We start from the raw sequence: 20536 nt of genomic DNA, 5'->3' as shown, positions 1-20536 counted from the left end.
CAAAAACCTCACCGATCCATTACCGGGTCGGTGAGGTTTTTTGTTTCATACAGCGTTTTTGTTCATACATGGCTTGATCCGCCTTATCGTATAAGGCGACGAAATCGGTATGGTCCTCTGTAAAGGATGAACCGACCGCAGCCGATATGCCTGCTTCTTCAAAAGCAAAATGAATGGCCGTAACAAGTTCCGACAACTCCTGGTCCGAACCGGTCATCAATACGACGAACTCGTCTCCACCGAGTCGGTAGACTTTTGGACTTTTTCGTGTCAACACATGTGCCGCTCGTTGGAGCAACACATCGCCGGCGGAGTGCCCGTATGTATCATTCACCTGCTTTAAATCGTTTAAATCGATTACAATGACGCCGCATGTGGAGGCAATCGGTAAGCGATCGACGGTCTCTTCGAACGCCCGTCGATTCCACACGCCGGTTAGACTATCATGGCGACTCTCATACACGAGCGCTTCTCGTTCTGTGACGGCCGCCTCGACATTCCGGATGACACCTTGCACGGCGACGAGTTCCTCGCCTTCATAGATTGGTGTCGCATACTCCTCAAACCATAAATAACGACCGTCATTCGTTTGCCATCGTTGCAAAATCGGTTCTTCATAGTTAACCTGCCCTGTCACTTTCTGGACAAGTAGCTCATAGTCATCCGGATGAATGCGATGAAAACAGTCATTCGGGTCGTCATAGTTTTTCGCAACCGTCCCTTCTCCTAGATAGTCATCAAGTGACGGACTGATGTAACGAAACCGAAAGACCGGTTTCACGTCAAAAACGTAGATGACATCTTTCATCTGGTCGGTGAATCGGGTTATCGGTTCATCCGCCTGCTTCACTTGACGACGGATTTTATAGGCGATGAATGCTACACTTAACCCGATAAGGATTCCTAAAATAAACTCGACCATGACGTACACCCCTGTCTTAAAAATCTTCATCTATCGTATCATGGAGCACGCCTACGCCTCTTGCGTCCTCCGTTATTTAGGGGAATGATTTTTTAAGATCTTGTCATCAATGTGCCACGTCAGTTCATTTGGAGGTTTCTATAGTGAGTTACTTTATTCGTTCCTACACTGAGCAGGACTTTGAACAAATTCAAATATTAAACGAGACAGAAGGTTGGACACAGCTCGTCGACCGCTCGGATGAGACGAGGCAGGCGTGGGACCACTCAAACGTGGCCTATGTGATCGAGGTCGACGGATCAATCGTCGCGTACGTCCGCGGGTTGACCGACACGGCCGTGAGCTTATACATCTGTGAACTGCTTGTCGCCACCCCACATCGTCGACTCGGACTCGGGGAGCAGCTCTTGTCGTACGTACACTCCCTTTATCCGACGACACGTCTCGAAATGCTTGCGAGCGCCTCATCACAAACGTACTATAAAAGATTGAATTTCCGTCCGTTTTACGGTTATCGTAAAACGATTCACGAATAGGAGGAACTGTTATGAAACTTGCCATCGTCACGGGTGCCTCGCGCGGTCTAGGCCGTGCAATCGCCGAGGAACTATCGGAGCGAGATTACGAAATCGTCAACTTCTCACGCACGCAAGGTGATACCCCTTTCCGCCATGTGAGCGTCGACCTCTCCGATTCTGTGAGCCTACTCCACGCGCTCGAACAAATGCGTCCGCTCATCGAACGCGCCGATTCACTCCTCGTCGTTCAAAACGCGGCGCTGATTGAACCAATTCATCGGGTCGGACAGTTAGACCCTGACCAGATGATGTCACACGTCCAAGCCAACTTGCTTGCACCGATGCTCCTCGCTAACCATGTGCTCCGTTACACGTTGCCCGTCTCGCTCATTCACGTGACGTCGGGCGCCGCCAAACGTCCGATTTCTGGATGGAGCGCATACTGCGCAACGAAAGCCGGTCTCGACCACTTCACGGAGACACTCTCCCTCGAGTTGGCCGACACGCACCATCGGGCCGCCTTATTTAACCCTGGCGTGATGGACACATCGATGCAAGCGACGATTCGCGCCTCGTCAAAAGACGCCTTTCACGACGTCGAACAGTTTCAAGCGTACGTCTCAGAAGGTCGGCTCCGATCTCCAGAGACTGTGGCCAAGGTATTGACTCAGCATATGATTGATACGCCGTTTGTGAACGGGAAGACGTACTCGATCCATGACCTCGCCTAATTTTTAACCCGGGTTAAAATTCAACCACCCTTTCTGTTATGAAGCGTCTACACTGAAGTCAGACAAAAACAGAAAGGATGATGGTGTCATGAAGACGATCGCAGGAGGGTTATTGTTTTTCGGCTTATTCAGCCTTGTCCTCTCGTCCACGATGATTGGCGACACAGCTATCGTCGGCGCGTTGGTGAGCGGCGTGTCCATCCTCTCGAGCGTCGGACTATGGTTCGGTGCGACGGAAGTCGTGCGCATGCGCTCGGACGTCCGCTCCATGAAAAAAACGTCTTTCCCTACTGAATGAGGGAAAGACGTTTTCGATTCAATCTTCGTCTTCGTCATCGATGAAATCGTCGAAGTCGTATTCTTCAAAATCTTCTTCATCAATAAAAATATCACGGTCATTGACGACGTGAATCGGACCGTTGGCCACGTCGATTCGAATCGTCCATGCCCATGGAATGCGCAATCGGCTATATACGCCCGTCCAGAATTCCATCGATTCTTGCTCATATCGTTCGAATTCTGTGAGTAACTCTTTGAACGTCACGCCGGATAACTGAAAGTTTGAGTCTTGGATGCGTTGAAGCGCGTGATGCTTCGCTTCAAGCTCCGCCGCTCGGACCATCTCTTCGGCAGTCGCCATCTCGAGAATCGTACCATCGGGCGGTAGAATGTCGTATACGTTAAACAGTTCGCCTTCTTCTACTTCTTCGTCAAACTCGTAGTCATCGTGCCGCATGCTACATTCCTCCTCACTCTAGTTGAATCTATTCCATTATACCATTCCACCCCTCATGAGAACGAAACATTTGTGTATATATTTTCTGTGAACGGGAATCGTATTAATGGATAAAATCTTGCAAGTCGAAAGGGGAAATGACGATGCATGACACGTTTCAAGCACTCGTTCTAAACAAAGAAGAAAACCGGCTACATGCCGAAGTGACCGACGTCAAACGCGACGCACTGCCGCGAGAAGAAGAGGGGAACGTCCTAGTCGAAGTCCATTACTCCGCGCTCAACTACAAAGATGCGCTCGGGTTGACCGGAGCGGGGGCGATCATTAACGAGTTCCCGTTCATTCCAGGCTGTGAGTTCGTCGGAAAAGTCGTCGAGTCCGACCACCTTGACTTTAAAGAAGGCGACGAAGTCATTGCGACGGGGTTCGGGATCGGTGAACGTCATTTCGGTGGGTTCAGCCATTACGCCCAAGTGCCGGGCAATTGGCTCGTCAAATTGCCAAAAGGGTTATCGATGCGGGACGCCATCACGATTGGCACACCTGGTCTGACGGCCATGTTCGCCGTCGAGGCGCTCGAGCATGAACAGATTCACCCGGGTCAAGAAGTGCTCGTCACTGGTGCGTCCGGTGGTGTCGGCAGTTTCGCCATTACCCTACTCCACAAGCTCGGGTATCACGTGCTCGCTTCAACCGGAAAGACTGACCCGACCTACTTACGAACGCTCGGTGTCGAGAACATCATGGCCCGGAGCGAGCTTGAAGGTTCGGCGCGCCCGCTCGACAAACAACGGTTTGACGCCGCCATCGATTCAGTCGGCGGCGAGACACTCGGTAACGTCTTAAGCCGAACCCGTTATGAAGGAACGGTTGTCGCCTGTGGCCTTGCAGGCGGTCATGAATTGCACACGACCGTCTATCCGTTCATTCTTCGAGGCGTCCGTCTCATTGGAATCGATTCGGTGATGCAGCCGGTCGCACGGCGTGTCACCGCCTGGGAACGGCTCCATGAGTTGATTGATGAGACGGTGTTGAAACATATGGTCCACGAGATTCCGCTCCATGACGTCCCTCGTCAGGCCGAAGCGATGCTACGTGGCGAGCTGAGCGGACGGACGGTCGTTCGACTCCATTCCTAACATAACAGGGCTGCATCGATGGATGCAGCCCTGTCTCTGTATGCTTCAAGTGTGAGGTTATAACGTGAAGCCGTTTGGTGCGTCTTTCACGACGACAATGACTTTCCCTTGGTCTAGCTTCTTCTCAAGGCTATCCGCCTCGGTTGAAGAGAACCCGAGTTCCTCGAATTGGGCACGTAACTCGTCTCCTTTTTTACGGAACAAGTTTTTTGTTGCCGTTCCGAGACCGACATCTGATGCCGAAACGGTATTCGCGTCCGCATTGTCGGCAACTCGATCGGTGCGATCATCGTCGTGGGTGATGACGTAAATGTGCGACTCGTCGACCCCTTTTGCTTTCATCGATTGAATGGCGGTGACGACTTCTTCATCATTTGTGAACTCTTTGTACAAAACTGACATGTCTTTTCTCCTCCTTCAATGGCGTTACATTTATAGGTATTTCCTGTTTTCATGATTTCTACACATTAAAAAACGATGACATGTGTCATCGTTTCGTTAAACGGCCGGTTCTTGGCCTTTTAATTTTTTTAATTCTTCTAGCAAGATGCTCGTTTCGTTGAACGGGACGTTCTGTCTTCCAATACGTTCGACATGGTCATGTCCTTTTCCGACGACGACGACTCGTTTCCCTTCAAGCGCCTGGTGAGCTGCTTGATGCAACGCGTCACGTCGGTCATTGAACGTCACATATTGCGTATCCGGATCGATTCCTTTTAACAGACCATCAATGATTTGTTTCGGATCTTCCGTCCGTACATCATGCACGGTCACAATCAATCCATCCGCATAACGGCTTGCCACTCGCCCCATCTCGGCTCGTTTCGTCGGATCCCGGTCTCCGGCAGCACTTAAGACGACAATCAAGTCACGATCGCCTTTTTGAAGTGTTGACAAGCATTTTTCCAACCCGTCAGGTGTATGCGCATAATCGATGTAAATCTCTGCGTCTTCTGTGTCAAGGCGCTCGAGTCGACCTTTTGGCAATGTCAGTCCGGGCACGTTGGCAATAATGGCGCGAAGCATCAATTCAGATGTCGATACGAGACCAATAGCTGCAGCCAAATTCGCCGCATTGAATGCGCCCATGAACTGAACCGGCACTTCAATCGTCATCGCGTTCACTTTAATGCGTACTGTATCATCGAGCCAAATGACTTGAATGTCTGCGGGTACGTTCGTATGTGTGCTGTACATGACACGGCGGCGTGTCGGCGCAAATGACGCCATAACGGCACTCGCCTCGTCTTGTGCGTTTAAAATGATGGCATCCCCGTTCGTTTGTTCGACTTGTTCGAACAACTTTGCTTTTGCCCGAGCGTACTCGTCCATCGAACGATGATAGTCGAGATGATCGTGCGTCAAGTTCGTAAATGCAGCCGCATGGAAATGAACCCCTTCAACACGGCCTTCCATCATGGCATGAGAAGATACTTCGACGACACAGTCCGTCACACCGGCATCCGCCATTTCAGCTAAAATCCGGTGCAACACGACAGCTTCCGGTGTCGTGTTCGGTGTTTGAAGCGTCTGGTCTTTATAACGGGCACCAATCGTACTGACGATTCCGACCGGTCGTCCTGACAATCGAAACAAATCGTATGTGAGTGTTGCCGTGGTCGTCTTTCCATTCGTCCCGGTCACGCCATAAACGCGCATCCGATGCGAGGGATGATCATAAAATGTACTTGCGACGACACCAGCAGTTCGTTTCGTATCCGCCACAACAATGTTCGGCACATCAAGTTCAAGTGGATATTCCGAAATCACAGCACTCGCCCCTTTTAAGACGGCGTCTTCAGCGAATTCATGACCATCGACCGTATAGCCGCGGATACAAATAAATAAATTCCCTGGGCTGACCTTTCTGGAATCCGTTTCAATTCCGGTCACCCATGGATCACGTTCGGTATCGTCCATCTCATTTCCTAGAATGGCGGATAAACGTTTCGTCCTCATGCTGTGTACTTCCTTTCTCATGGGTGTCGCTAGGTTTACAAACCTTATCGTCATGTTACTAGATTTTAGGCGTAATAGAGATGACAAATATATTACTTCCCGTTTTCATAAGAAAGCAACCGTCTCATTAAAAAATCTCTCATCCAAAAAGGACGAGAGATGTTACTTGTCGGGAACAAACGCTAATCCATGCTCATGAAGCGCCTGCTCTAAGACTTGTAGGACGTTCGGGCCGACACCGTGCAAAGCCGCAATTTCCTGTTTCGTGTATGTCGCGAGCTGTTCGAGCGTATCGATATAAGCCGCATCAAGTGCACGTTTTGCAGGGGCTGAACATTTCGGAAGCGGGGTCATCCGATTCCCTCCTCTTTTCCATAAGCGCGTTCAATAATCGGGAGACAGGCGAGGACGCGTTCAACATAAAACGTTCGACGAGCCCGTTTTTGCACATCCCACGCAATGATTCGTTCGCCTTGTAACTTTAACAGTTTGACCCGGCGCTTTGAAATCACCCCGTGTCGATCGACATACATCATTTCTACTAAGCGACCTAAACGCATATCACGCAACAACTCATCCTTCATCTGTTCTCCCTCCTTCAACTCCATTATACCGAACAAAAGTTCGTATTTCTAGTTTTAGGTGTGCTCTTCGATATTTTTCGAGTATGCTGGGAATAAGCGATTCAAACGAAAGGAGCGTTGTCGATGACGACGTATGTTATGCTCGCGGTCTTGGCGATCGTTTTATTTATTTCCATGACGTTTGCGGCCAAGGCGTTACCAAACTTGAGAAATGTATTATACAATCGGGGCAGTTTATTTGAGGCGGACAGCGCGACCGTCACATGCCCAACTTGCAAAAAGACGTTCAAGCGTTCCAGTGGCAACACCCAAACATGTCCGCATTGCTATACCTCATTTTGAACCGATACCCGATCGCATCGTGCGTTCGGGTTTTTGAATGTGCTCGAATCGAGATGTTATCGTTTACAGGCTATTCGAGATAGGGAATAAGTCCATTGTTGTTATGTCCATTTCTAGGCCACGATGTGCCTCAAAGGAGTTCACAATGCCATTCTTATCCGACCACGAATTATTCGAACGAATCATTCAACGAGACACCTCTGCGTTCGAGCTCCTCTACGACCGATATGAGCGGGTCCTTTACTTGACCGCACTCCGTTTGACGACACGGGCCGAATTGGCCGAAGCCGCACTGCTCGAGGTATTTTCCGAGCTGTGGCGCGCCCCTCACACGTTTGATATTCAAACGATGTCGCTCCGACTCAGGTTGTTTGCCCGGGCCGAGACAGTAGCTCGGCAGTTAGTCCAAAGTGCATGAACGTCAATCGAACTCACGTGTTAACACTTCTAAAATCCCGGCCGCGTAAGATTTTTTCGTAATGCGTTGATGGACTCGTTTCGCCTGCTCCGTCCCGTTCCCGAGGACGTATCCGTTGCCGACCCGCTTCAACATCTCGAGGTCGTTTCCGCTATCCCCGAACGCATACGCGTCCTCAGCTCGAAACGAGAAGCGGTCACATACATAATCAACCGCTGCCGTTTTTCCGGCACCCTCCGGGATGAAATCAATATCGTACGCTCCTTCTGGGTCGCCCGCGAGCGGGTTGCACCGGCTGACGTTTACTGCGATGCCGGTCATCTTTGCTTCGTCCCGAATTCGCTCGAGCGCATCTTCCTCATTACCATAATAGTAATAGTTGTGCATCCAGTCGTTCAGCCCGACGCTCGCTTGCGCTTCGAGGACAATCGTTTCGGATCGGACTGTTTCAACGACACGTCGGACGCGTTCCGAGAAATCAATCGGAAATAGCTGTCCGAATGCGGAATCTAGTTCGAGCGCCCCCTCACTCGTGACGCGATATAGTTCCGTCCCAAGGCTCGAAGCGATGCGATGCGGCCAATAGCGCATCGAGGCACGACTCGCCTTCTCCGCCACATTGGCGAACGAACTACCCGTGACCCACATCGTTGACAAGCGCTCTGCGTGTTGTTCGAGAAAATCTTCGAGCCGCCGGACGTCGGCCAATTGCTCTGTCGTGCACGCATGTGGAAAGTACGTTTCATCAAAATCGAAACAGACGAGGGTCCGTCCTTCTCCTGTAAATCGTCTCATTCGTAATCCTCCTCCTTGTGTCGCCATACCCCATCTCGTATAGTAAAAGTACGAAAGGGATGAGTGACTTGAAAAAATCGGTAAGTCGCTATTACTGCCAGTATAGCGGAATCCTCATTGGGTTCGGGCTCGTCTTTGCCTTTTTACTTGGAATTCGGACCGTTCCTTTTTGGCAACAATGGCTTTCGAACGCGCTCGCTCTCGTAGCGGCGCTTGGTACAGCAAGTCTATTCAGCATCGTCGCCTACGCGGTCTTTAACCGCATCCAAGCGTTTCTGTTTAGGTTTTTAGAGGACACCACGATGTGTTCTCACTGAATGCGTCGACTACATATATACTGTTCACGAATTTGTCACCTGAAACAGACATCCATTTTGTGATTTGAACCGTTAGATAACTACAAGGGACTTCCCTTTTGACTAAAGGAGAACGCGATGACTGATTACGAACTGTATGAGCGTGTCAGGCAAAAAGACAAACAAGCGCTCGAAACGTTATACGATCGTTATGAACGAATCCTCTATGCGTTCCTGATGCAACTGACCCAGGACCGCGACCTCGCCGAAGAAGCGATGCAGGAAGTATTTATCAAGCTGTGGCGCGGGGGCGGCATTTATGATGAATCGAAAGGGAAGTTTCGATCTTGGCTTTTCACGATGGGACGAAACGTCGCCATCGACTTGATTCGAAAGCGAAAGCCAGACCTTCAACTCGATGAAGCTTATGCCGAAACGATCCCATCGAACGAGAAATCGGTTGAAAGCGAGGTCGAATGGCAAGAAGAACGGACGCAAATCGAGACCGCGATGGCGGAACTTCCGACTGAGCAACAAGAAGTCGTGCGTCTCATGTATTTCCAAGGACTTAGCCAACAAAAGATTGCGGATGCGTGTGGCATACCACTCGGCACCGTAAAAGGAAGGGTTCGGTTGGCATTGAAGCAGTTACGAAGACGATTATCCCCAGATTTAATTGATAAGGAGGTGGAACGATGAACGCTTGTGACCAATTGATTGACTACTTCAACCGACATTTGACAGAAGACGAACGAGTTCAGTTTGAGGCACACCTCGCGACTTGTGAGACGTGCCAACAAGAACTCGAACAACTCGAGGCTCTCGTCGGCGGCGTCGCGTTCCTCTCCGAACCAGCAGAGCCGCCAAGTGGCATGAAGGCACGGGTTTTAGATCGCGTCTTCGCTGAAGACGAAGCACCGAAAGCGGTCGAACCGAACGCAATCAAACCGCCGCCGCCAACGCCGTTCAGTGCACCAAAAGAACGACGGAAAACCTCGTGGGGCGCGTTCGCGCTCGCCGCTGCCCTCGTCTTATCGTTGATTGGGAATGGCTACTTGTTGCTCAATCAGACCGAACCGAGCGGAATTTCCTTAACTGAAACCGTCCCGCTCGACGGGGAAGCCGACGGTGTGGCCTATCTCGCCGAACAAGACGGGACGCGACAGCTGATCGTTCAAACGAACGGGCTCACTCCGCTCGAAGCGAACGAAGTATATCAAGTATGGCTGTTGAAAGACGGCTCTCCTATCCCGACCGGTGCGTTCGTCACCGATGACAAAGGCAACGGGACCGTTATTTATACGCTTGATGCGACCGAGGCCGACATGGACTGGGACACAGTCGCCGTGACGAAAGAACCGAAGCGTGGGAACACGATGCCCGAAGGGGACATCGTCTTGAGCGCGAGTCTCTAATGAACAGACCGAAGACAGAAACGCTTTATGCGCGGATGTCTTTCGGTCTGTTTTTTCGTTATGATGAGGTAAAGGAGTGATTGAATGCGAAAACCGAAAATCGGGATTGTCGGTCTCGGCGGCATCGCCCAAAAAGCATATTTGCCGATTTTAACGAATAGCACAAGCTTTGAACTGATCGGCGCGTTCTCACCGACCGTCGCGAAACGCGAGGCGATTTGTCGGGCCTATCGAATGGAATCGTTCGCGGGACTACCCGAACTCGCGACGTCCGTCGACGCGGCGTTCGTCCATAGTGCGACTGATACGCATTACGACGTCGTCTCGTACTTGCTTGCCCATGGCGTCGACGTGTACGTCGACAAACCGCTTGCCGCGACGATGGAACAAGCAGAACGGCTCGTCGAACTGGCCGAGCGCCATGACCGGAAGTTGATGGTCGGCTTCAACCGTCGTTTCGCCCCGATGTATCAGCAAGTCCGGGCTTTCGGACCGTTCCATCTACTCGACTTTGTCAAACATCGCGGGAACGGAATTGGACGAAGTTATACCTTCACCTTACTCGACGACTATTTACACGTCGTCGACACGCTCCGTTACTTATCGACGGGTGATCTACGACTCGTGACGGGGCACCTTGAGACGACCGAAGCCAATGAACTACATTCGGCGCGACATGTCTGGCGAGACGATTACGGCCTCCATACGACTTCCATGCATCGAAAAGCCGGAACCAACCATGAAGGACTCAGCGCCGTGGCGGACGGTGTCCGACTCACTGTCGACGAGATGACTACGTTGAATCGCTTTACGAGCGGGACGCAGACAACCGAGACGTTCGGCTCGTGGGACACGCTACTTACCCAACGTGGTTTCCAAGGCGCCATCGATCACTTCATCGAGGCAGTGACCGAAGATACACCGATTTTAACGGACGGTCGCGAAGCGCTTTTGACGCAACAACTCGTTACCGACTTATTTCACACGTAAAACGGGACCTGTCGCCAGGTCCCGTTTGTCATTGAACGTTTCGTTTATACGATTCGATTTGAGTCGTGGCGCGCTTTTGCCGTCGTTCAACGAGGGTCGACCACGTCACGGCCGTCACGATGCAGGCCGCGCCGATGAAGAAGTTCCTGTCGAGCTGTTCGTTCAAGACAAGCCAGCCGAGATAACCGCCGACGAGCGGTTGAAAGAAGAAAAAGAGCGACCCAACGCTCGCGTCCATGAGTTCAAGCCCCTTGTTCCAAAAGAAGAACGCCCCAGCCGTCGAGACAATCCCGACATAGAGGACGCTCAGCCACAGAACGGTCGTCATCGTCGGGAGCCCATGTTCGGCCACTTCCATCCCCATGAGCGGCGTCATCAAGACGAACGCGATTCCGATCGCGAACGTCGTGATCGTCAACGACGACAGCGTCGCCGACGCAATCTTGACATAAATCGACATGAGCGCCCATGTGATCGCCGCCCCGACCAAAATCAAGCTGCCGATAAAGTACGTGCCCTCGACGTGCCAGCCGACGACAATGATGACGCCAATCGTCGCCAAGAGGAGCGAGCCGATTTTCACCGGTGTCAACTTCTCTTTCAAAATCAAACGGGCGAACAGCACCATGAACGCGGGCGTCGCGGCCGTCACGAGCGAACCTGTGTGCGCATCTGACAGTTTCGTCCCGATGAACTGAAACGAGATCGAGGCGACATAGCCGATGACCCCGACGAGGGCAATCCATTTCCAATCCCTCCGCCCGATCCGCTCTCTCCCGAACAGCCACCACGCGCACATCAATACGATAAAGGCCACGAAGTAACGCATCCAAATGAGGGTGAACGGCTCGATAAAGCCGAGCGCATATTTACTGACGACGTACATGCCGCCCCAAATGCTCGCGGCGAGCGTCAAGCTGATGGCACCGAGCCATTCCTTTCGCATCGTGTCCCTCCTCTCCTGATGCCTAAACAATACGACATCTCTTGATTAAATTCCTGTTTCTATAGTTGTTTGATTTCCAGAAATCGCTTACACTAAAGACAATGATGAAAGAAAGGAGGGAGAAAAGTGAACTTTGTCGGACGTACGCATTGGTCAACAGAACATTTGTACATTTTGCGTGCGATTTTTCACGATGTCGCGTAACCATAGGACCCGTCTGTCCTTTTTTAGACATTGTTGAAATACGACAAAGCGCCTCTCTCTCTTGCCGAGCGCTTCTTTGCGCTCGGTTTTTTTGATAGGCCTCTACTTTAGGAGGAACGAATCATGTTAATCGAATTACAAAATATCCAAAAGCAATATGGCGGCCATGCCGTCTTGACCGACGCCAACCTTCACGTGAATGCGGGTGAACGGATTGGGCTCGTCGGACGAAACGGGAGCGGCAAAACGACGCTTCTCCGGCTCATCGTCGGCACTGAAACACCAGATGGCGGGACGATTTACCGGAAACAGCGGTTGATGATTGGCTATTTGGCTCAAATCCCGTCCCATCCCGACAAGACCGGTCGAGACGTGCTCTATACGGCGTTTTCCGAGCTCGTGACGCTCGGCAATGAGATGCGACGACTTGAAGAGGCGATGGCCGAACGAACCGACATTGAGACGCTCCTCGAGACATACGGTGCACTCCAGACCCGTTTCGAGAACAACGGCGGCTATACCATCGATTCGAAAGTGAACGCGATGATTGACGGGCTCAGACTGGACCGTTTCGTCGACCGGCCATTCGATACGCTTAGCGGAGGGGAACGGACGAAAATCGGATTAGCTCTGGCCTTGCTTCAAGAGCCAGACCTGCTCATCTTAGACGAGCCGACGAACCACCTCGACCTCGAAGCGATGGCTTGGCTCGAGACGTTTCTTTCAGACAGTCCGTCCACACTCCTCCTCGTCTCGCACGATCGTGTGTTTTTAGACGCCGTCGCCACCCGCATCGTGGAATGTGAAGACGGTGAGCTGGCAAGCTTTGACGGCAATTATAGCGCCTTCGTCGCCCAAAAAGAAAAGCGGCTCCTTGACCAGTTCCATGCCTACACGGAGCAACAAAAGAAAATCAAGAAGATGAAAGAAACGATTCGTCAGCTCAGACAGTGGGCGAACGAAGGACATCCACCGAACGAGAAGTTTTACCGGCGGGCCAAGTCGATGGAAAAAGCGCTCGCCCGAATCGAGACGATCAAGCGACCGCAACTCGAATCCATTCAACCTGACATCCAGTTCACAGCACATGGCCGGACTGGCCGCGACGTTTTCGAAGCGACTGATGTGTCCGTCCGTTTCGACCGAACCGTCTTCGAGCACGTCTCCTTCTATGCAGGGCACAGGGAACGGATTGCCATCGTCGGTCCGAACGGGAGTGGGAAGTCCACGCTCTTGAACGTATTGCTCGGCCACATCGAACCGACTTCCGGCGAAGTCCGGCGAGCCGAACGGTCTAAAATCGGTTATTTGTCCCAACACATCGATTTTGATCACGCCCATCGGCTCATCGAGGCGTTTCGGGACCGGATTCCAGTCGACGAAGGCAAAGCGCGACAACTCCTCGCCCAATTCCTCTTCTACGGCGCGAGCGTATTCAAACCGGTCAAGGATTTGAGTGGCGGGGAAAAGATGCGGCTCATGCTCGCCATCCTGATGCATGAAGAGATGAACGTCCTCGTCCTCGACGAACCGACGAACCATCTGGATATCGAAGCACGTGAGGCCCTCGAAGAGGCGCTCGACCGTTTCAACGGGACACTCGTCGCGGTATCGCATGACCGCTATTTCTTGAATAAACTGTTCCCGATCACGTATTGGCTCGACGGAACGACGACGCGTTTTTCTGGAAACGTCTCGTACGCACTCGAGAAGCGACGCGAGGCAATGGAGACGGCGACTCCGATCCCGAAACAAAAAGCCACGTCAAAGCAAAGAGTGGCGCCAAGCTCAAAAGATACTTCTCATGAAGAAGTACGCTTAGCCGAGCTCGAGGCACTCCATCAGTCACTCATCCTTGAAATGAGTGAGACGAACGACTTGGAACGATTGATGACGTTGCAGCAACAAAGCGATGCGCTTCAATCCGAAATCGATTCGTTAGTATTGGAATTACTCGAATTGATGTAAAACAAACGACGCCGGCTTAACGGCGTCGTTTTTGTTCGTACCATGATTGCGTGAGAAATCCGATAATCCCGACCGCGATCAAAACGTAGGGCAAGACCTGCGGCACTGCCGCCCCTTCTCCAATTGAGAGAAGGAGCAGACCACTTGCGAACGTCCCAAGCCAATAGATTTTCGGCATTTTGTCACCTCCCGCAAAAATCGCTTGTAATTTGTCTGAATTTTCCGTAAAATATCATCTAATTCTACTTAAAGAAAGGAGACTCACCGATGCCACGTCGTAATTGGAACACCCTTGTCCGTTCTACTTTATTCGTCACCATCGCCCTCGTTGCTTTTTTATACGTACGTTATGACGCAGAAATCAAAGAACGTGAACACGCTTTGGAATCATACCTTGCCACTCATTATAACATTCCGGAACAGACCTATTCCCTCGATGGAGCACTCGGCTTTAGCGGGTACGTCTACGATGTCACATTCCGCGACGAACCGGACGCCGACTACTCGTTCCGCGTGACAAAGGCGGTCGACGGTCACCGCATCGAGTATAAAGCGGCGGCTGGTGCTTCCCCGTCACGTGTCTCAACGTTCGCACAATGAAAAAGCGCCACAATCGTGGCGCTTACGGTGAGCGTCTCTAGTCGGTTGGACTTGCACCCGATCTCATGATCGACCGTCCCATATGTGTAACGTCGTGCTAGAAAGTGATGCGATTCATGCCACGATTTCCGAGCAATCGTTCGTCTTTCTGACGATGCGGCACATACAGAAGCATGGCTTCCGGTTGCCAAACAATCGTAAGTTCGACCTATATGAACGAAATCTGTCACGAATCCCATCCGGCCCACCTCCGCCTGAGGAAACATTCCGACCATCCGACTCATGTTCCCAAGAATCCTTTTCGTCTGCGCCTCACATCGCGTAAGGTCGGCGACAGGTAGTGAAAGGGAACGGTTTGATGACCGGTTGTCCAAACAGGCTGTCGTTTGACCGGTTCACACTTAGTCAAACGTCTCAAGCGATGATTCATCTGTCGTCCCCTTCCAACTTCCTTGATGAACGAGGACTACAGTAATACAATAGCCGTTTTTGAAAGCTTCGAATCCGTGTTCACCATTTCTCCAAATCCTTCAAATATAGTGCTCGAGCGCATACGCGACGCCGTCTTCTTCGGCGTCTTTTGTGATGTGCGTACTCATGTCTTTTAGCGCATCGACCGCGTTGCCCATCGCAATGCGCGTCTCGGCCACTTCAAACATCGAGACGTCGTTCAAATTGTCTCCAATCGCCACGATATGTTCTTTGGCGATGCCGTGATGCTGCGCCAACTGTTCGAGCGCCATTCCTTTACTCGCTCTCGGGTGTCCAATCTCAATTTTTGTCCAGCCTGCCGTTGTAATCAATATGTCGGTGCGTGACTCATAATGTTTTCGTAATTTTTGAAGTTTTTGTCGATCAAATGAATAGATGAACACCTTGTAGACTTCATCAGCCTCAAAATCAATCTCACTCACCTCATCGACATATGTCAACCCGTACTGCTCGTTTTGAATCTCGATTTCTCGCTCTCCCCACTCGCGAGTAAACGACTGATCGTGGGGTAAGACGTCATCGAGTTCTCGTTTCAACAACTCCGTTCCGGAACGTAATACTTTCACACCCGCGTTTGTATAAAACTCGACATACGTATCATATTCATGCGCTACCTCCCACAATTCGCTCACGACTTGTTTTGGGAGCGCATAGTAATAGATTCGTTCGTTCTCATAAAAGGCGATGGCCCCATTCCCTGAAAGGATGGGACACGTCAAACCGCTCCGCTTCAAAATTTCTTCAATGTCATGAATCGAACGCCCTGACGAGATGGCGACGATGTCCCCTTGTGCTTGTCGCTGTCGAATCAGCTTTTGGTTTGCTTCTGTGATGACCCCGGTCCGAGACAAAAGTGTCCCGTCGAGGTCGATGGCAATCAACTTCATGTCGTTTCCTCCCTGTCCACGTTTTGTTTTCTTATTCCCTCATTTGAAAAGCTTCGTGCAAAATCTCAAACATTCTGTTTTCTCAACATATAATTAGGGGATTATTACTTTTAGATAATAATTTCAGCATATGAAAGGAGACCTCATGAAGCATTCCTCGAAGCCGCGGTTGAATCGCGTATTTTACATCTCGGCGAGTCTAATCGCCTTGCTCGTCCTATTCGGCGCATTAAGTCCGACCTTGTTTGCTGAGGTGGCCGGAACCGTCTTCACGTTCACAACGCGATCGTTCGGTTGGTTCTATCTGTTATCCGTCTTTTTGTTTGTCTTGTTCCTTATCTTTCTCGCGTTCAGTAAATACGGGAAGATTCGTCTTGGGATGGACCACGATCGACCGCAGTACCCATTTTTCACTTGGATTGGAATGCTGTTCTCGGCTGGCTTCGGGGTCGGACTTGTCTTTTGGGGTGTCGCTGAACCGATGAGTCATTTTTTTACTCCCCCTTATGCCGATACACCTGAACTGACAGTCGAGAGCGCCCGCCTTGCCATGGCCTATTCATTCTTTCACTGGGGTGTGAGTCAATGGTCCGTCTTCGCCATTGTCGGCCTCATTATCGCCTATTTCCAATTTCGTCGTAATACAGATGGACGCATCTCGACGAGTCTGTCACCCTTATTGAAAGAGAAGGTCTACACACGTCCGATCAACCAAACGATTGATATCTTTGCTGTCATCGCAACCGTCATGGGTGTCGCAACGTCCCTCGGTCTCGGTGTCCTTCAAATCAACGGCGGCTTGAACAGCGTCTTTGGATTGCCGAACACGGCACTCGTTCAAGTGCTCATCATCATCGTCTTGACGATCCTGTTCTTGACTTCGACGACGACTGGTCTTGACCGCGGCATCAAATGGCTCAGTAACGTGAACTTGGGGATAGCTCTTGTTTTGATGAGTTTTGTGTTCATCGCCGGGCCGACCGTCTTCATTTTAGAGACGTTTACCCTTGGCCTCGGTGACTATTTGCAAAACTTCATTCGGTACAGCTTACGGTTGCAGCCCTACCAACAAGGGACATGGGTTCAAGATTGGACGATTTTTTACTGGGCGTGGGCCATTGCCTGGTCTCCGTTCGTCGGCGCCTTCGTCGCCCGCGTCTCACGTGGTCGGACGATTCGAGAATTCATCGTCGGAGTGCTCGTCGTTCCCCCACTGATTGCCCTTTTATGGATTGCTGTTTTCGGTGGAACGGCGCTTCACCTTGACTTGTTCAGCGGGACATCGATTGCCGAAGCGGTCGATGCTGACGTTACGAGCGCATTGTTCGCCACGTTCGCCGAATTACCGCTGTCGTTCCTTTTGTCCGTCTTATCGATTCTGCTCATTTTGACGTTCTTGATCACGTCCGCTGACTCAGCGACGTATATCATCAGCAGTATGACGACAAACGGAAGTCTAAACCCCCCACTCGGTGTCCGAATCGTCTGGGGCGTCTTGCTCGGCGGAATCGCCGCTGTCCTGCTCCTCGCGAGCGGTCTCGAGGGTCTTCAGACCGCTTCCTTGATTTCTGCCCTGCCGTTCACAATCATTCTTCTTTTGATGGTGTATACACTCTTCAGCTTATTGCGTAAAGAGAACGTAAAGAAAATTAAATGACTCGAACGAGCCGCCTTTCTCGAAGGTGGCTCTTCTTCGGTTTAGGCTCTTCCCTCAGTTGACACACCCTTCCCCGATTGCTACGCTTTTGTCAGAATTGCATGACGAAATTTAGGGGGATGAGTATGCTACAAAATTTCACACGGTCCTACGCCGAGACGCTCGATGCGAACGACGCGCTCGCACGTTATCGAGAAGAGTTTTATTTGCCACAAGACGGGATTTATATGGATGGGAATTCCCTCGGTCTCTTATCAAAACGAGCGGAACGAACGCTCATGGAATCGTTACAAGACTGGAAAGAGCTTGGAATCGACGGGTGGATGTCGGGGCGTCACCCATGGTTCAACTTATCGGAGCAACTCGCTAGCTTGAACGCACCGCTCATCGGGGCACGAGCGGAAGAAGTCATGGTGACGGGATCGACGACGGTCAACTTGCATCAGCTCGTCGCCTCGTTCTATAAGCCAGAAGGGAAGAAAACAAAAATTTTAGCGGATACCCTCACGTTCCCATCGGATATTTATGCGCTGAAAAGTCAACTCGAACTGCGTGGCCTCGATCCAGCTGACCATCTCGTCCAAGTCGAGAGTCCGGACGGTCGTTATTTAAGGGAAGACGATCTCATCGCCGCGATGACGGATGAGATCGCCCTAATCGTCTTGCCGACGGTGCTTTATCGGAGCGGACAAATTTTAGACATGGCGCGTCTCGCCAAAGCAGCCCATGAACGCGATATCTTAATCGGCTTCGATGCCTGTCATTCCGTCGGGGCCATCCCGCACGCCTTCCATGATTGGGGTGTCGACTTTGCATATTGGTGCAACTACAAACATTTGAACGGCGGACCTGGGAGCGTCGGCGGTTTGTTCGTCCATGAACGCCATTTTGGGACCACTCCTGGACTCGCCGGATGGTTCGGATCACGGAAAGACAAACAGTTCGACATGGATCATACGATGACGCCAGCTGACGACGCCGGGGCATTCCAGATTGGGACACCGCACGTCTTGAGCCTCGCTCCTCAACTTGGTGCGCTCGAAATGTTCAATGAAGTGGGAATGGAAGCAATTCGTGAAAAATCACTCGCCTTGACGTCTTACATGCTGGACCTCGTCGAAACGGAATTGCGTCCATACGGATTCGTACTTGGCAGTCCGCGTGATCAAGTAGCTCGCGGCGCGCACCTTAGTCTTGAACACCCGGAGGCGGCTCGTATCTGCAAAGCACTCAAACAACATCGTGTCATCCCTGATTTCCGGGCTCCGAATATTATCCGACTCGCACCGGTCGCCTTATATAATACGTTCACAGACGTATATGATGTCGTTCAAATCTTGAAGACGATTATGGATGACAAAGAATATGAAGCGTTCGCGAACGTTCGCGAAGTCGTGGCATGAGGGGGAAACACAGTGAGTGAACGCATCGAACATAAAGTCGAACAAACGATTCAAACCGATTTCTCGAAAGACATGTCGTACGGCGATTATTTGCAACTCGATCCGATTCTATCGAGTCAACATCGCCTTTCGGATCATCATGATGAGATGCTTTTTATCATCATCCATCAGACGAGTGAGCTGTGGATGAAGCTCATCTTGCACGAGTTGACTGCTGCGACGGCAGCTATCGCAACGCAAGAACTCGAGCGGTCGTTCAAGATGCTCGCCCGAGTGTCAAAGATTCAACAGCAACTGATTCAATCATGGGGCGTTCTCGCTACACTCACACCGGCTGAGTATCTCGAGTTCCGTGACAAACTCGGTTCGTCTTCTGGTTTCCAGTCCTATCAGAACCGTCAAATCGAGTTTGCGCTCGGATTTAAAAATGCTCGCACGCTTAGTGTCTATGCTCACGACGAAAAGCTGTACCCGCTTCTCGAGCGATCTCTCGAAGCACCAAGCATTTACGACGTGACCGTTCGCGAAATGCACCGCCGAGGTCTGGCCATCGATCAAGCCATATTAGACCGAGACGTGACACAAGACTGGGAATGGAACGAGAGCGTGGAGGCGGCATGGGTCGAAGTCTATCGTGACGTGGACACGTATTGGGATTTATACGAACTCGGGGAAAAGTTACTCGACATCGGAAGCCAACAACAAATGTGGCGCTTCAACCATATGAGTACGGTCGAACGGATTATCGGTCAGAAGATGGGCACGGGCGGTTCGTCCGGTGTCAATTATTTGCGACGCGTCCTCGACCATCGCTTCTTCCCAGAACTTTGGACAGTACGAACAAAATTATAAGGAGGAGTCACGATGAGTTGGATTGATGTCTCTCAACCGCTTGAAGACACGATTGCGACATGGCCCGGAGATACCCCGTTTCGCTATGACATCGCTTGGCCGATGGTCGATAGCGGCTCCGTTAACGTCGGAAAAGTGACGATGAGTCTCCATACAGGGACGCATATTGACGCACCGTTCCATTTTGATGATGCCGGCAAACGCGTCATCGACCTTGACCCCGGCCTCTACATCGGGCCGGTTCGCGTGATTCACTTACCCGGCCATGACCGCATCGAAGCGAGCGACTTGGACAGGTTTGACTTGACCGGCGTCGAACGCCTCATTATTAAAACAGACGGGTGGCCGGATAAACGAGTGTTCCCGAAACGCATTCCGGAGCTGACCCCGTCACTCGCCGACCGTCTCGGAGACCTTGAGATTTACTTGATCGGTCTCGATTTACCGTCAGTCGATGCAATCGATAGTAAAGAGATGGCGGCCCATCATGCGCTCGCGAGAAACGGTGTCCATATATTAGAGGGGCTCGTCCTCGATCATATCGCACCGGGTGATTATGAGTTGAATGCCGTTCCGCTCCCGATTACAAAAGGAGACGGCAGTCCTGTCCGTGCTTTACTGCGAGCCCTCGATTAACCTTGCATCCATCCCGTGCGGATGGATGTTTTTTGTGGGAAACTGT

At 51.3% G+C, this 20536-nt stretch carries 26 protein-coding genes; 15 read left to right on the top strand and 11 right to left on the bottom strand.

The window, feature by feature from the left end:
* Positions 1-19: 19 nt before the first annotated feature.
* Entirely contained in the window at positions 20-952 is a 933-nt protein-coding gene (locus KNP92_RS00550; protein WP_214835445.1) for a GGDEF domain-containing protein, read from the bottom strand.
* A 113-nt stretch (positions 953-1065) separates the two neighbouring features.
* On the opposite strand from KNP92_RS00550, the gene KNP92_RS00545 reads away from it, so the two are divergent.
* From KNP92_RS00545 to KNP92_RS00535, 3 genes are all read left to right on the top strand, one after another.
* On the top strand, positions 1066-1458 hold the full coding sequence (locus KNP92_RS00545; protein ID WP_214835443.1) for a GNAT family N-acetyltransferase: 393 nt from the start codon (positions 1066-1068) through the stop codon (positions 1456-1458).
* 11 nt (positions 1459-1469) lie between these two features.
* Positions 1470-2171 carry an SDR family NAD(P)-dependent oxidoreductase gene (locus KNP92_RS00540; RefSeq protein WP_214835441.1) on the top strand — a complete coding sequence of 234 codons (702 nt, stop codon included), beginning with the start codon at positions 1470-1472 and terminating at the stop codon, positions 2169-2171.
* A gap of 88 nt (positions 2172-2259) precedes the next feature.
* Positions 2260-2469 (top strand): hypothetical protein, encoded by a 210-nt coding sequence (locus KNP92_RS00535; protein WP_034807692.1) that lies wholly within the window; start codon positions 2260-2262, stop codon positions 2467-2469.
* An 18-nt stretch (positions 2470-2487) separates the two neighbouring features.
* Here the strand turns inward: KNP92_RS00535 and KNP92_RS00530 are convergent, their stop codons facing one another.
* On the bottom strand, positions 2488-2907 hold the full coding sequence (locus tag KNP92_RS00530) for a hypothetical protein (RefSeq protein WP_034807695.1): 420 nt from the start codon (positions 2905-2907) through the stop codon (positions 2488-2490).
* Between the two features lie 143 nt (positions 2908-3050).
* Here KNP92_RS00530 and KNP92_RS00525 point away from each other — a divergent pair, with 143 nt between their 5' ends.
* On the top strand, positions 3051-4046 hold the full coding sequence (locus tag KNP92_RS00525) for an MDR family oxidoreductase (protein ID WP_214835439.1): 996 nt from the start codon (positions 3051-3053) through the stop codon (positions 4044-4046).
* A gap of 57 nt (positions 4047-4103) precedes the next feature.
* On the opposite strand, the gene KNP92_RS00520 is transcribed toward KNP92_RS00525, so the two are convergent.
* The 5 genes from KNP92_RS00520 to KNP92_RS00500 form a co-directional block, all read right to left on the bottom strand.
* Positions 4104-4448 carry a YflT domain-containing protein gene (locus tag KNP92_RS00520; RefSeq protein ID WP_214835437.1) on the bottom strand — a complete coding sequence of 115 codons (345 nt, stop codon included), beginning with the start codon at positions 4446-4448 and terminating at the stop codon, positions 4104-4106.
* 96 nt (positions 4449-4544) lie between these two features.
* A complete protein-coding gene (locus tag KNP92_RS00515) occupies positions 4545-6005 on the bottom strand; it encodes a UDP-N-acetylmuramoyl-L-alanyl-D-glutamate--2,6-diaminopimelate ligase (protein ID WP_214835435.1) in 1461 nt (486 codons plus the stop codon).
* A gap of 162 nt (positions 6006-6167) precedes the next feature.
* Positions 6168-6359 (bottom strand): helix-hairpin-helix domain-containing protein, encoded by a 192-nt coding sequence (locus KNP92_RS00510; protein ID WP_214835433.1) that lies wholly within the window; start codon positions 6357-6359, stop codon positions 6168-6170.
* A complete protein-coding gene (locus KNP92_RS00505; protein ID WP_214835431.1) occupies positions 6356-6589 on the bottom strand; it encodes a hypothetical protein in 234 nt (77 codons plus the stop codon). Before KNP92_RS00505 ends, KNP92_RS00510 begins: the two co-directional genes overlap by 4 nt.
* Positions 6590-6690: 101 nt before the next feature.
* Positions 6691-6897 carry a hypothetical protein gene (locus KNP92_RS00500; protein WP_214835429.1) on the bottom strand — a complete coding sequence of 69 codons (207 nt, stop codon included), beginning with the start codon at positions 6895-6897 and terminating at the stop codon, positions 6691-6693.
* Positions 6898-7076: 179 nt separating this feature from the next.
* Here KNP92_RS00500 and KNP92_RS00495 point away from each other — a divergent pair, with 179 nt between their 5' ends.
* A complete protein-coding gene (locus KNP92_RS00495) occupies positions 7077-7349 on the top strand; it encodes a hypothetical protein (RefSeq protein ID WP_214835427.1) in 273 nt (90 codons plus the stop codon).
* 3 nt (positions 7350-7352) lie between these two features.
* On the opposite strand, the gene KNP92_RS00490 is transcribed toward KNP92_RS00495, so the two are convergent.
* On the bottom strand, positions 7353-8144 hold the full coding sequence (locus KNP92_RS00490) for an HAD-IIB family hydrolase (protein WP_214835425.1): 792 nt from the start codon (positions 8142-8144) through the stop codon (positions 7353-7355).
* 59 nt (positions 8145-8203) lie between these two features.
* Between KNP92_RS00490 and KNP92_RS00485 the strand changes: the two genes are divergently transcribed.
* The 4 genes from KNP92_RS00485 (at position 8204) to KNP92_RS00470 (ending at position 10845) form a co-directional block, all read left to right on the top strand.
* Positions 8204-8461: a hypothetical protein gene (locus KNP92_RS00485; protein WP_214835423.1), complete on the top strand. Its 258-nt coding sequence runs from the start codon at positions 8204-8206 to the stop codon at positions 8459-8461.
* 117 nt (positions 8462-8578) lie between these two features.
* Positions 8579-9139, top strand: a complete 561-nt coding sequence (locus tag KNP92_RS00480) for an RNA polymerase sigma factor (protein WP_214835421.1) — start codon at positions 8579-8581, stop codon at positions 9137-9139.
* Entirely contained in the window at positions 9136-9855 is a 720-nt protein-coding gene (locus tag KNP92_RS00475; protein WP_214835419.1) for an anti-sigma factor, read from the top strand. The genes KNP92_RS00480 and KNP92_RS00475 overlap by 4 nt, the downstream gene beginning before the upstream one ends.
* Before the next feature lie 84 nt (positions 9856-9939).
* Entirely contained in the window at positions 9940-10845 is a 906-nt protein-coding gene (locus KNP92_RS00470) for a Gfo/Idh/MocA family protein (RefSeq protein WP_214835417.1), read from the top strand.
* A 28-nt stretch (positions 10846-10873) separates the two neighbouring features.
* Here the strand turns inward: KNP92_RS00470 and KNP92_RS00465 are convergent, their stop codons facing one another.
* On the bottom strand, positions 10874-11791 hold the full coding sequence (locus KNP92_RS00465) for a DMT family transporter (protein ID WP_214835415.1): 918 nt from the start codon (positions 11789-11791) through the stop codon (positions 10874-10876).
* Between the two features lie 327 nt (positions 11792-12118).
* On the opposite strand from KNP92_RS00465, the gene abc-f reads away from it, so the two are divergent.
* Positions 12119-13963 carry a ribosomal protection-like ABC-F family protein gene (gene abc-f / locus KNP92_RS00460; RefSeq protein WP_214835413.1) on the top strand — a complete coding sequence of 615 codons (1845 nt, stop codon included), beginning with the start codon at positions 12119-12121 and terminating at the stop codon, positions 13961-13963.
* Between the two features lie 16 nt (positions 13964-13979).
* On the opposite strand, the gene KNP92_RS00455 is transcribed toward abc-f, so the two are convergent.
* Complete coding sequence (locus KNP92_RS00455; protein WP_214835411.1) at positions 13980-14141, bottom strand: hypothetical protein; 162 nt, start codon at positions 14139-14141, stop codon at positions 13980-13982.
* An 89-nt stretch (positions 14142-14230) separates the two neighbouring features.
* Between KNP92_RS00455 and KNP92_RS00450 the strand changes: the two genes are divergently transcribed.
* Entirely contained in the window at positions 14231-14563 is a 333-nt protein-coding gene (locus tag KNP92_RS00450; RefSeq protein ID WP_214835409.1) for a hypothetical protein, read from the top strand.
* 530 nt (positions 14564-15093) lie between these two features.
* Here the strand turns inward: KNP92_RS00450 and KNP92_RS00445 are convergent.
* On the bottom strand, positions 15094-15942 hold the full coding sequence (locus KNP92_RS00445; protein WP_214835407.1) for an HAD family hydrolase: 849 nt from the start codon (positions 15940-15942) through the stop codon (positions 15094-15096).
* A gap of 145 nt (positions 15943-16087) precedes the next feature.
* Between KNP92_RS00445 and KNP92_RS00440 the strand changes: the two genes are divergently transcribed.
* The 4 genes from KNP92_RS00440 (at position 16088) to kynB (ending at position 20490) form a co-directional block, all read left to right on the top strand.
* The gene (locus KNP92_RS00440; protein WP_214835405.1) at positions 16088-17599 is read left to right on the top strand and encodes a BCCT family transporter; all 1512 of its coding nucleotides are present in this window, start codon (positions 16088-16090) and stop codon (positions 17597-17599) included.
* 125 nt (positions 17600-17724) lie between these two features.
* Positions 17725-19002 (top strand): kynureninase, encoded by a 1278-nt coding sequence (gene kynU / locus KNP92_RS00435; protein ID WP_214835403.1) that lies wholly within the window; start codon positions 17725-17727, stop codon positions 19000-19002.
* A 12-nt stretch (positions 19003-19014) separates the two neighbouring features.
* Positions 19015-19854 (top strand): tryptophan 2,3-dioxygenase, encoded by an 840-nt coding sequence (gene kynA, locus KNP92_RS00430; RefSeq protein ID WP_214835401.1) that lies wholly within the window; start codon positions 19015-19017, stop codon positions 19852-19854.
* A 12-nt stretch (positions 19855-19866) separates the two neighbouring features.
* Positions 19867-20490: an arylformamidase gene (gene kynB, locus KNP92_RS00425; protein WP_214835399.1), complete on the top strand. Its 624-nt coding sequence runs from the start codon at positions 19867-19869 to the stop codon at positions 20488-20490.
* The last annotated feature ends 46 nt before the right edge of the window (positions 20491-20536 follow it).

The organism is Exiguobacterium sp. s122 (genome assembly GCF_018618475.1).
Lineage (GTDB): Bacteria > Bacillota > Bacilli > Exiguobacteriales > Exiguobacteriaceae > Exiguobacterium > Exiguobacterium himgiriensis.
This window is presented reverse-complemented; position numbering and strand designations above follow the sequence as displayed.